This is a genomic window from Aulosira sp. FACHB-615, from assembly GCF_014698045.1.
Lineage (GTDB): Bacteria > Cyanobacteriota > Cyanobacteriia > Cyanobacteriales > Nostocaceae > Nostoc_B.
In genome coordinates this window covers 267,895-279,127 of record NZ_JACJSE010000006.1, presented here as the reverse complement: position 1 = coordinate 279,127, position 11,233 = coordinate 267,895, and the positions used below count along the sequence as shown (strand labels likewise).

The following is an 11,233-nucleotide window of genomic DNA, read 5'->3' as shown; positions in this document are numbered from 1 at the left end:
TCTTGAGAATTTTGGGTTCCGTTCCTCCACCCAATTTACACTAGAATTGCTGCGAGCCATGTATAACAGCCAAAACCTCTATTTGTTCAGGCTTAATGTAATAAATAATTCTATATGAACCTTCAATGACTTCACGAATCTGCTCAGTTTCAAACTCTGGCACAATTCTGCCAGATAAAGGAAAATTAGCAATTTGTTCCGAACGTCTGGTAATTCGGTCTACTATCCTTGCTGCATATTGTGGTGAGTTTTGGGAAATGTAAGTGTAGATAGCTGATAAGTTTTCTATAGCTGTTTCTGTCCAAAAAACTTTCACTCTGGTAGTCCGAATTTTGCCCTAACTGCTTGTACAGAAGTTACTCTACCAGCCTGAGAGTCAGCAAGTCCAGCCTCAATTACTTGTCTGACATAAATCTCATACATTAGGTCATCCCATGTACAATTATCTGGCAATTGCTCAATTAATTTTTTGGCTTCTTCTTTGATGTTTAGTTTTTCCATATATGTTTAAACAATCGCTTTATGTTTATATTGTAGGCGATCGCAATTCCCTCATCACTTGGTGCAAGATGTGAATACATTCAATGCAGAATAGCTTAGGGATCTGCGGGTTAATAGTGTCCCAACCAGCCGGGTTTCGACACTTCGACAAGCTCAGTGCATCGCTTCGCTCAACCCTCAAAGATCGAGAGTTGAGCGGAGTCGAAACTCGGTTTACTGGTACTTTATTTTCATGCAATTCCCTTACTTCTCAACAGCTACAGCACTCACCCCATCTCTCACCAGATGTCCATCTTCCATGTAAATAATTCGGTCAGCAATATCTAAAATACGGTTATCGTGGGTGACTAGCAAAATTGTACAGCCTTGCTCTTTAGCAAGTTTTTGCATTAATTCCACAACATCGCGCCCAGATTGTTTATCAAGGGCGGCTGTTGGTTCATCTGCCAAGACTATTTTAGGCTGATTTACTAAGGCACGAGCGATCGCTACCCGTTGTTTTTGTCCACCAGAAAGGCTATCAGGATAGTAATTTAGGCGATGTTCTAACCCAACTGCGGCTAACATTGCTTGGGAACGTGTCAGCATTTCTTGGGGTGCAATTCCACGATGCACTTCTAAACCCATACGCACATTCTGAATTGCTGTTAAACTACCGTGCAAGTTATGAGCTTGGAAAATATATCCATTACTGCGTCGAGCTTGGGTTAATTCCTCACTACTAGCATGACAAAGTTCTCGATTTAATACTTGTAAACTACCAGATTGGGCAGAACGCAAGCCACCTACTAAGGTTAATAATGTAGTTTTACCAGAACCCGAAGGGCCAGTCATAATGATAATTTCACCAGCGTTAATGGTGAGGTTAATATTAAATAATACTTGTTTTCGCAGTTGCCCTTGACCAAAGTAATGGTCAAGATTTTGGATGGATATAACAGGTTTAGAGGAGTAATTAGTTTCCATATCGATTTTTTTTACCTCACGCAGAGACGCAGAGACGCGGAGAGTGATGAGTTTTTAAAACATATCGGCGGGGTCGGCGGATTGGAGTTTGCGAGTGGCGATCGCTCCAGATAAACTACACATCATTATTGTTAAAATCAACACAAATAATGCCCGACTTGCTGTCATATATATGGGTAGATTTGTCGCCGTGGCAGCTAATTGATAAAGTCCTAATGGGAAGATGAAGCCAGGAATAAACCCCAAGACGGCTAAGATAATTGCTTCTTCAAAAATGACTCCGAGTAAGTAGGAATTGCGATAGCCCATTGCTTTGAATGTGGCATATTCTTTAATGTGGGCATTCACATCAGTTGATAAGACTTGATATACAATAATCACACCCACAATCACACCCATTGATACACCCAAACTGAAGATAAAGCCAATGGGACTTTCGGTTTTCCAATAATCTTCTTCAAATTTGATGTATTCTGCGCGGGTTAATACTTTGATATCTTGACTTTCGAGATGTGATTTTAATGCTGCTGCAACTTGTTGGGCATCATAACCTGGTTGAATATTAATTAAACCGAGATTAATACTGCCTACTTGTCGTTTCGGAAATAAGCGTAGAAAGTTTTCATCACTAGAAACTAATGTACCATCAGCGCCAAATGATGCACCTAATGTAAATCCACCACTCAGATTAATCGTGTGTTTATCTACTTCTGTGGTTACAACTTTACCTGCATCAAGTTGCTGAACAACTTTTTGATATTCACCTCTGGATGCGCGATCAAAAATGAAGGTATCTGGTAGTTTAATTTTGTCTAATTGGCTTTGAACTCCGGGAATGTTTAAGGCGGATTGTTCCGGGTTAAAGCCAATGGCTTGCATGGAAGTTTTGCTGCGGGTTTGGGGATTTTTCCAAGTCAATAAACCGATATACATGGCTGTAGCTGATTTCACACCTGGTACATCGGCGGCTTGCAACAGTCGCCGCCGAGAGAATGTGGCTAAATTCTGCATATTCCGGCTTTGGGGACTGAGCAAGATAATGTCTGCAACCAGGGCGCGATTCAGGCGGGTGTTGCTGTCATACAGTGCATTCTGAAAACCTAGCTGCATAAAAATCAGCACATCAGCAAAGGCAATACCAGCTAAAGCAACTAACAAGCGGCTTTTATGATGACTGAGTTGCAGCCATCCCAAAGGTGTGCGGCGTTGCAGTTCTTGGATCATTCCTGTCATAGTTCAATCACCGCTTTGACTTGTAAATTGGTAAATTTGGCGGCTTTGCTGCTGGAAGCTTCATCTAGTTGCACATGAACTTCCACGACTCTAGAGTCAATATTTTCGCTGGGATCTGTGTTGATGACATTTTGGCGTTGGACTTTCCAGCCAATCCAATCTACTGTTCCAGACAATTCGCCAGGGAGAGAGTTGCTGGATATTTGCACTTTTTGTTGTGGACGAATTTTGCTAACGTCGCTTTGATAAACTTCTACGACTGCATACATCTGGTTAGTTTGTCCAATTTCCACGATGCCATCGCTAGATACTAATTCACCAGAACGTGTATGAATATCGAAGACTACACCATCTTGGGGCGATCGCACATAAGCTTGCTCTAAGTTTGCCTTGGCTTGGCTGGCGGCGGCAATTGCTCGCTCAATTTCTGCCTTCGCGGCTTGCACATCCACGGGGCGGACTTCGGCAATACTATTTAAGCTGCCTGCGGCTGACTGGACTTGTTGGCTACCTGTTGCCGTAATTCGAGCTAAAACTGCCTTGGCTTCACTAATTTGTTTACTACCAGTACTATCTATGCGGTTCAGATTGGCTTTGGCTTCGCTCAACTGCTGGGTGATGGTATCTACACTCAAGCGTTTACTATCAAAGGTAGACAGGGAAATTGCACCTTCGGAATACAGTTGCTGATAACGACCAAATTCGGCTTCAGCATTTTTTAATTCGGCTGCTAATCTTTTAATTGTTGCCTGTTGAGCAGTCGTGTCACCTTGCCATTGTGCTTCTAACCGCGCAATAGTTTGCCTTTGTTCTGTTTCTTGACCTAAACTTTGGGCTTGTAAACGGGCAACTTCGGCTGTTTGGGCAGTAATTTCGCCTTGTTTCGCACCCGCTTGCACCTTCGCTAAATTTATCCTGGCTACTTTTACAGCTTCTTGAGCTTCTTGCCAAGCTGCCTGGAGGCGATCGCGGTTATCTAAAATGGCAATTAATTGCCCAGCTTTGACTGTATCGCCTTCTTTTACCAACAGTTTCTCAACTCGACTAGTTTGACTAGCCGCAGGAGCCGAAAGTTTAATGATCTCTCCCTTGGGTTCTAGTCTCCCTAACGCTGTCACCGTCTTAATTTGCGGTAAACTCACCTCAGTTGTGGCTGTATTCTGAGTGGGCGTTGATTGCACTTGCCAAAATTTATAACCTGCGATCGCAATACCTAAAGCAGCTGCCAAAATGATCAGTTGGCGAGAGTTAGGCTTAAAGTATGCGGAATCTTTTGCTGCGGCATTACTCACCGTAAGCTCCCTTTTGGTTTAAATTCTTACTAAACTAGAATGTTTAGTTTTGATATTACTAAACTAAACTGTTCATTCCAGTAATGTCAAGAGTCACTCGAAAATTTTTAGGCGAAATGACCAATGAGCAATGAAAAAATTGATGCTATTCTCGCTGGAGCAATGCAAGAGTTTCTCAAAAACGGCTATGCAGCGACAACAATGGATAAAGTTGCAGCCGCAGCAGGAGTATCAAAAACAACTATCTACAGCTACTTTCGAGATAAAGAAACTTTATTTGCAGCCCTTGTAGAGCAATTAGCACGGAAAAAAATTCTGCCACTATTTAACTATCAAGACCCGCAATTTTACCAAGACGACCCACAAATTTTGTTGCGGCGTTTAGCCATCAATGTCTTAGATAAAGGGACTAGTGAACAAGAAGCTCTAAACTTCGTGAGATTAATTATTGGAGAATCTGGGCGATTTCCTTCCTTAGCGCAAATTTTCCTCAAACATATCGAAAAACCCGGTTTCGATTCGCTGAGTGAATATTTTACCGCCCATCCAGAACTGCAATTACCTGATCCTTTAGTAGCTGCACGTATATTTATTGGTGCATTAGTACATTTTATGATTCTTCAGTATATGCTACATGGTCAAGAAATTGTGCCAATGGAGCGCGATCGCCTAATTGATAACTTAGTTAAATTAATCACCATTAACCTAACGCCTAAAACTGAACTCGCAGATAAATATACTGGTACAAGACAGAAAACACCAAGACGTAAACGTACATCCTCCGGCAAATTTCAAACAGATTACAAATCAGAAACTAAACAGTTAAGGTCAATTCGACTCACAGATACAGCCTGGGAAAAACTCGCAGAATTAGCTGCGGAAAATAACCTTACCCGTAGTGAAATGATTGAAATCTTTGCCCGTCAAGAAGACTTGAAAGGCGGGGCGCAAGAGGGTAAAAATCCAGAGGTAAATAGACAGGATTAATCTATTTTTTGTATATACATGGAAGTACTCCAGTAATTTTATGTATATACATGGAAATTGCAATCAAAAACCCATCTCCCCTGTCCTTGCTTGGTGAGCGCAGTCGAACCACTACCTCCGGCATTTTGGTAAATTTGCTAGAGTTAACACACTAGGATTTTTCAGTTAAATCCCTGAAATTCTGCCAGCAGACGAGGCTACCCATGCTTACAAGTACCCTACTTCTCTCGAACCAACTACCAACTTTAAAATATTCCTCCACGACAGAACGATTCGATGAAACATGGGAAGCCCCCCTGGCAACCCTTTTGGGACTAGGACGCGCCGCCGGTGCTGACTTCGTTGAATTTTTCTTAGAGCGCCGCAACTACATTAATTGTTTAGCAGAAGACGATGCCATCACCAGCATTTCGCCTAATTTGTCCACAGGTGCAGGTGTCAGAGTATTTCGTGGCAAAGCCGACTGCTACGTTAATACCAACGACCTTTCCTTTACTGGCTTAAAAGCAGCTTTAGAAAAAGGACTTTCCATTTTAGGGTTACAACTACCCGCCCCTTATTCCTTCATCCCAGAAATCAACCTGGAATTACTGCGCGACTACGCCAGCAAAAGAGGCAAAGATGGTTGGCTAGAACTGTGTAGCTCTATCCGCGAAATGGGCGAAGTTCTCTTAGATGGAACTGCGGCTCTGAACAAAAAAGCCAGCCATATCCAATCTCGCCGCGCCACTTATTTCCGAGACTGGCAAGAAATTTTAGTCGCATCTAGTGATGGCACCTTTGCCCGTGACATTCGCCTCACCCAATCGGTAGGATTTAACTTATTGTCTACCGATGGTGCAAATCGTTCTTCCATTGGTGAACGTGCCGGCAATACCAGCGATCCTAACTTCCTGAAAACTTGGGACTACACCCAAGCCGCCGAGCAGATAGCTGAATCTGCTGGCAAAATGCTGTATGCAGATTACGTAGAATCTGGTACTTACCCCATCATCATGGCCAATCATTTTGGCGGCGTAATCTTCCACGAAGCCTGCGGACACCTACTAGAAACCACTCAAATCGAGCGCAACACCACCCCCTTTGCTGATAAAAAAGGCGAAAAAATCGCCCACGAAAGTTTAACAGCTTGGGATGAAGGTCGTTCTGACAATGCCTTCGGAACAATCGATATGGATGATGAAGGTATGCCGGCACAAAGAACACTACTCATAGAAAAAGGCGTTCTCAAAAACTTCTTAGCAGATAGAGCAGGTTCTTGGCGCACCGGACACCCCAGAACAGGTAGCGGCCGCCGTCAAAATTATACCTTTGCTGCTGCCAGCCGGATGCGTAACACTTATATTGCCACTGGCGAATACACCAACGAAGATTTATTTGCCTCCATTGATAAAGGCATTTACTGTAAAAAAATGGGTGGCGGTAGTGTTGGCGCTACAGGCCAATTTAACTTTAGTGTTGATGAAGCTTACTTAATAGAAAATGGCAAAATTACTAAACCATTAAAAGGCGCAATTTTAATCGGTGAAGCCAAGGAAATTATGAATAAAATTTCTATGTGTTCTCAAGATTTAGAATTAGCTCCCGGCTTCTGCGGTTCTGTTAGCGGCAGTATCTACACCACAGTTGGACAACCACACATCAAAGTTGATTCTATTACTGTAGGTGGACGTTAATCATCCACATATCAAACCACAGATGTACACAGATATCTGCGTCCATCTGCGGTTAATTTAAGGCATTGCTGAATGAGGAGATGAATTTGATGTCTTGGAAATTTTTAACTCCTTATTCTCTCTGCGTCTTTGCGCCTCTGCGTGAGATAAATCATCCCGCAATTATGCAACGCCTAATTTAAAATCCAAAATCTAAAATTTGACTATGCCTAATATCACAGAAATCGCCAATTACGCCAAAGAAAACGCTGATAAACTTGGCATCAAAAAATTCGACATTTATGGCTCAACCATAGACGAAACGAGCGTGCAAGTAGATCAAGGTGAGCCAAAACAAGTTAAAGCTTCCAATCGCTCTGGTGTTACTGTACGTGTGTGGAACGAACAAAACACTATTGGGATTACCAGCACCACAGATGTAGACCCCAAAGGCTTAGAATTAGCCTTAAAAACTGCCTACGAAGCTAGTTTTTTTGGTGTTAAAGAAAACGTTCCAGATTTCAGCCCAGAAGCAACAGTTCCTATTGCTCATCCATCCGAAGATAAAGCTCCCCAAGCTCCAGTTTCTGAACTAATAGAAAAACTATTGGTAGCAGAAAAAGAATTACTTTCGGCTCATCCAGCAATTCAAGGCGTACCTTATAACGGTTTAGCACAAAGAGATATTGACAGATTTTATCTCAATAGTGATGGTGCAGTTAGAACTGAGTCTAACTCCATCGCCTCAGTTTATCTGTACAGCAAAACAGAAGAAGAAGATAAAAAACCTCGTAGCGGGAATAGTTTTAGAATCAGCCGTAGTGTTGCAGAACTAGATATTAATGGTTGCATCAAAGAAGCCGCAGACAAAACTATCAGTCACTTAAACTACGAAAAAATCAAGTCTGGTAAATATTTAGTTGTCTTCTCTCCCGATGCTTTTTTAAACTTGTTGAGTGCTTTTTCTAATTTATTCAATGCTCAAAGCATTCTAGATAAGCAAAGTTTGTCTACACCTGATGATTTAGGCAAAGAAATTGCTTCACCATTACTTTCAGTCTACGATGATGCACTGCATCCGGCTAATATTGCTGCCGAAACTTTTGACGGCGAAGGAACACCAACTCGTCAGGTAAAATTGATTGAAAATGGTGTACTTACAGGCTTTCTTCACAGTGCCGGTACTGCCAAAAGATTCAATGCTCAACCAACAGGTAATGCAAGTATTGGTGCAAAAGTTAGCGTCAGTCCTAACTTCTATCATATCTTTGCTGCTGCAACTCCTGAGCAAGAATTTAGTTTAGCAACTGCGGAAAATGTCATTTTAATTGATGATTTACATGCTCTGCACGCTGGGGTGAAAGCTTTACAAGGTTCCTTTTCTTTACCTTTTGATGGTTGGTTAATTAACAAAGGCGAGAAGACAAGTATAGAATCAGCCACTGTTGCTGGTGATTTCTTAGAAGTTCTCAAGTCAATTGTTTACCTAGAAAAAGAAGTCGAATTAACCCCAGGCGGTGTTTCTCCGAGAGTTTGGGTTGATGGACTTTCCATTACTGGGGAATAACATCACGCGATGTGCAACTTATTTTTGAAACCCCTCTCCAAACCTCTCTCCGCTTCGGGGAGAGGCTTTGAATCTTGCCCCCCTTCCCTTGTAGGGAAGGGGTTGGGGGTTAGGTTTGAGAGAAAGTTGCACACCACGTAACATCTCAAAAAAAGTAGGTTGGGTGGTGGCGCAATTGTAGATTGTACCGCTACCCAACACCAAACTAAAGAGGGATGAGGGGGAATCTAGAAGTGCTGACCATCATAAGTAGAGCGACGTAAATATTTGTAGTTGGGAAAAGGCAGGAGGAAAGAGAGTTTTAGTTTAATTTACTTTTCTTAATATAGTTATGTTTTTTCCAACCGACTTACTTAACCAAATATAGGACTCATATTTGATTTGGGAAAAAAATCAGTACACTCAGATCAGGGCTTCTTTCCTACTCCCGACTCCCCATTCCCTATTCCCTACCTACACAAATAAATTCAGAAATCAAACCGGATTACTATAGTTTTCAAACAACCTCTTAAACCTTAGCCACAACCATCGGACTAACATCAATTTTGCGATTAAAAATAAAGCGGGGTTTGAGCAATATTCTCAATACTAACCAGAGAGAAATTAACTCTCCTGGTGCATTTTGCCGCTTCCATTGTCCAGGGCGACAAAATAATATTTCTACTAAATGACGATGTTGACTAATAGTGACTGATTCAAACTGGAGGCGAATAATCGGAAACTCATTAGCAAATCCTTGATGGACAACTTCTGCTTTTAGCTGTAAGTTTTCTTCAGCGATTTTGATTTTGACTGTTTGACCAACTAATAAATCGATGGGTGGTTGCTGAGTCAGTGCTATCTCTGCACCAATTTCTGACATCATTGTGGTGACACCCCAAAAACTTTCACTACCAATTTTTAACTCTACGACTCGCCGTAAATCAAACCATTCAAATTTATCTGTCTTGGGTGCATCTAAAAAAACTAAAATCGCTGAACCAATCATGATTAAGTTATAGATACTCCACAACCAACCCACACCCACACCCACAGTTTGTTCAGCCATTGCAGGCACTTGGGTGGCTATCATTTGTTTGAGTACGCTCATACAGAGATTCTGCCACAAACTAATAGCTGTACCGATAAATAGTATGATTAAAGGTAAGGCTAATTTCCAGTTAAAAGTATAGCGATCGCTACTTAGTCCTTTAGGTGTAACTTTAAATCCTGTGCCAAAGGGACGCAACAAAGATTGAATAACTGTCCAAGCCACCGGAAAACATAACACCAAAAAATAAATATCAGATAAAAACGCCGAACGCGAATATTTATTTAACCAAGCAAATACCGCTAAATTGACTACATAAAGAGGCAACCAAAAATAAATTAATTCTGGTAAGTTTGCCCGAATGGGAATTACACCTAAAAATGAATAAGCCAAAGGCATTAACAAAAAAGAAATTCGGGCGACATTGGCAAACCAACTCAAAAACCCTCCTAAATGAGCTAATCTTTGAGTTAAAGTCAATCCAGGCAGAATCAACGGATTAGATTGAATAAACAGCCCTTGGAGTGTACCTTGCGCCCAGCGCAAACGTTGAGTTGCATAAGCAGCGATGTTTTCTGCGGCTAAACCTGCACTGAGTAATTCATTTAAATAAATAATGCGATAGCCATAAGCAGCTAAATTAACGCCTGTAAAATAATCTTCGGATAAAGATTCGGTAACAAATCCTCCAGTTTTTTCTAATGCAGCACGACGCATTACAAAAGAAGTACCCGCGCAAATTGCACTTTCAACATTATCTCGGACTGATTGGACATGGCGATGAAAAATTTCTTCATCAGGGGTGAGAATATTTTCTAAACCAAGATTTCGGGCGATGGGGTCAGCATTATAAAAACTTTGTGGTGTTTGCACTATGGCTATGGTTTCATCTTGAAAAAAACCCACAGTCCGCAAGAGAAAGTTAGTGGTAGGCACAAAATCGGCATCAAAAACAGCGATTAATTCACTACTAGTTTGCGTCAGGGCATTATTTAAGTTGCCGGCTTTGGCATGTTGGTTATTTGGGCGGCTGATGTAGTAACATCCCAGTTCGGCGGCTAATTCTCGCATTTCTGTACGCCGATTATCATCCAAAAGATAGATGTTTTTTTCGGGATAATCTAGGGCTTGACAACCCATAATCGTACGCCGCACAATAAACTCTGGCTCGTTATATGTAGGAATCAAAATATCTACAGATGGCGTAAACTCACCATTAATCACCTCGATGGATTTTTCATCGGCTTCCCGGTGACGTTCTTTAATATTTAACATTAAAAATAGTTCAATCAAGCCGCTAGAAATGATCACAATTTCTAGAACGAATAAGCCTAAACTAATTGTGCCATTTAAGGGGTCGGCCAAGTTAAAGGTAGAGAGCGATCGCCATAATAAATAACGTACAGTCAAAATAATTAATATGCCAACGACTAACCTTTGTGACCAAACACGCGGTTGGGGTGACAGTTTCATCACCGCAAACATTGTGACTAGCAACGCTAATGTGAGCGAAAGTAAATATTTATTATGTACCATTGGCGCTTCTAACCACATTGGCGGCTGCATTTGCCAAGTGTGAATTTGAGCAAAAAACTGATTAATTGTCATTTCACCTGCAAACCAACCTGCTACCAGCAAGCCAGATAAAATCACAATGCTCAAAAGTATGAACGCCACTAAGCGAAATAGAATAACTCTTTGTGTAATTAAATCATCGTTATTTTTCTCTCCTCGATTCAAAAGATTAACTCTGGCAAGTTCAGGTTTCTGCACTTGATTAATCTCCTAAATAACTAAAAAATCTGACTGACTTGAATGGAAATATTATATAGTCTATTCACAAGAGTTATGTTCAATTATTCGGGACAAAAATCATCTTGTTAGCTTTTTTCGCTAAAAATTAAGTGTAAAATTAACTAGAATTAAATTCTGATAAAAATGGCTGAACCAAATTTTTAGCTAATTCTCAGCGTAATTTAATATTCATCATCAAAGACGGCTA

The 11,233-nt window shown here is 41.2% G+C and carries 9 protein-coding genes; 3 read left to right on the top strand and 6 right to left on the bottom strand.

The window, feature by feature from the left end:
- Nucleotides 1-40: 40 nt before the first annotated feature.
- The 5 genes from H6G77_RS13000 to H6G77_RS12980 all read right to left on the bottom strand — a co-directional run bounded on the left by H6G77_RS13000 (nucleotide 41) and on the right by H6G77_RS12980 (nucleotide 3,992).
- A complete protein-coding gene (locus tag H6G77_RS13000) occupies nucleotides 41-316 on the bottom strand; it encodes a type II toxin-antitoxin system RelE/ParE family toxin (RefSeq protein ID WP_190871768.1) in 276 nt (91 codons plus the stop codon).
- The gene (locus tag H6G77_RS12995) at nucleotides 313-501 is read right to left on the bottom strand and encodes a hypothetical protein (protein WP_190670631.1); all 189 of its coding nucleotides are present in this window, start codon (nucleotides 499-501) and stop codon (nucleotides 313-315) included. Before H6G77_RS12995 ends, H6G77_RS13000 begins: the two co-directional genes overlap by 4 nt.
- Before the next feature lie 243 nt (nucleotides 502-744).
- Nucleotides 745-1,467 (bottom strand): DevA family ABC transporter ATP-binding protein, encoded by a 723-nt coding sequence (locus tag H6G77_RS12990; protein WP_190670632.1) that lies wholly within the window; start codon nucleotides 1,465-1,467, stop codon nucleotides 745-747.
- Nucleotides 1,468-1,521: 54 nt separating this feature from the next.
- Nucleotides 1,522-2,700: an ABC transporter permease DevC gene (gene devC / locus H6G77_RS12985; RefSeq protein WP_190871767.1), complete on the bottom strand. Its 1,179-nt coding sequence runs from the start codon at nucleotides 2,698-2,700 to the stop codon at nucleotides 1,522-1,524.
- Nucleotides 2,697-3,992 carry an HlyD family efflux transporter periplasmic adaptor subunit gene (locus tag H6G77_RS12980; RefSeq protein WP_190871766.1) on the bottom strand — a complete coding sequence of 432 codons (1,296 nt, stop codon included), beginning with the start codon at nucleotides 3,990-3,992 and terminating at the stop codon, nucleotides 2,697-2,699. Before H6G77_RS12980 ends, devC begins: the two co-directional genes overlap by 4 nt.
- Nucleotides 3,993-4,115: 123 nt before the next feature.
- On the opposite strand from H6G77_RS12980, the gene H6G77_RS12975 reads away from it, so the two are divergent.
- The 3 genes from H6G77_RS12975 (at nucleotide 4,116) to H6G77_RS12965 (ending at nucleotide 8,201) form a co-directional block, all read left to right on the top strand.
- Nucleotides 4,116-4,979: a TetR/AcrR family transcriptional regulator gene (locus H6G77_RS12975; protein WP_190871765.1), complete on the top strand. Its 864-nt coding sequence runs from the start codon at nucleotides 4,116-4,118 to the stop codon at nucleotides 4,977-4,979.
- A gap of 203 nt (nucleotides 4,980-5,182) precedes the next feature.
- Nucleotides 5,183-6,655 (top strand): TldD/PmbA family protein, encoded by a 1,473-nt coding sequence (locus H6G77_RS12970; protein ID WP_190670636.1) that lies wholly within the window; start codon nucleotides 5,183-5,185, stop codon nucleotides 6,653-6,655.
- A gap of 205 nt (nucleotides 6,656-6,860) precedes the next feature.
- Nucleotides 6,861-8,201 carry a TldD/PmbA family protein gene (locus H6G77_RS12965; protein ID WP_190595043.1) on the top strand — a complete coding sequence of 447 codons (1,341 nt, stop codon included), beginning with the start codon at nucleotides 6,861-6,863 and terminating at the stop codon, nucleotides 8,199-8,201.
- Nucleotides 8,202-8,709: 508 nt separating this feature from the next.
- Here H6G77_RS12965 and H6G77_RS12960 read toward each other — a convergent pair.
- The gene (locus H6G77_RS12960; protein ID WP_190871764.1) at nucleotides 8,710-11,004 is read right to left on the bottom strand and encodes a glycosyltransferase; all 2,295 of its coding nucleotides are present in this window, start codon (nucleotides 11,002-11,004) and stop codon (nucleotides 8,710-8,712) included.
- Between the last annotated feature and the right edge of the window lie 229 nt (nucleotides 11,005-11,233).